This window comes from Methylobacterium litchii (genome assembly GCF_038442315.1).
Classification (GTDB): domain Bacteria; phylum Pseudomonadota; class Alphaproteobacteria; order Rhizobiales; family Beijerinckiaceae; genus Methylobacterium; species Methylobacterium litchii.
Genome location: NZ_JBBXMY010000059.1, coordinates 1 through 533, shown reverse-complemented (window position 1 = coordinate 533; position 533 = coordinate 1). Strand labels below are relative to the sequence as shown.

Sequence of the window (533 nt, the reverse complement as noted above, 5' to 3'; positions counted from 1 at the left end):
CGGCTCGGCTGCCGTCCCGGATGCGCTCGAAATCCGCGAACGCACCGGCCATGTCGCTGGCGGGGCTCCCGGCAATACGGACCACCTCGACCTTTTGACCGCGGTTCGTTTTCTCGAGATGGGCGACCAGGGCAGCGGTATCACGACGTGTCCGGCCGTGTCCCTGGATCGTCGCGATCACCGGGGTTCCTCCCAGGTCCGGATCACGGCGGCGTGAACCTGCGCGATGCTGCCCAAGACCGCCGCGAGAGCTGCGGCGTCGAGCCGACCGGCCGGCGCAGCGGTCAGCGCCCGAACCTCGTCGGTCAAGTGGCCGACCTCAAGGGTCCAGCGTGCCAGGAGGCGAGCTCGGATGGCTCGGCTGTCCACGGTCGCAGCATCAGCGGCGCTCGACCGGATGGCGGCCAGGACCGCCTCCCGCGCGAAGCGACTCGGTCCGAGGCCGAGGGCCGCCGCGGCGTTATCGAGGCGCTGGCGCTCCGCCGGCGTCAGTCGCACGGAGGTACCGGAGGTGGCAGGATTGGTGCTGGAGC

The 533-nt window shown here is 71.1% G+C and carries 2 protein-coding genes; both read right to left on the bottom strand.

What is annotated here, in order from left to right; genetic code table 11:
• Positions 1-181: hypothetical protein (locus AAHF99_RS27170; protein WP_342167429.1), on the bottom strand; the 181-nt coding region annotated here is incomplete at its 3' end.
• Positions 178-533 (bottom strand): hypothetical protein (locus tag AAHF99_RS27165; protein WP_342167428.1); only part of this gene is annotated, 356 nt, incomplete at its 5' end. The genes AAHF99_RS27165 and AAHF99_RS27170, both read right to left, overlap by 4 nt.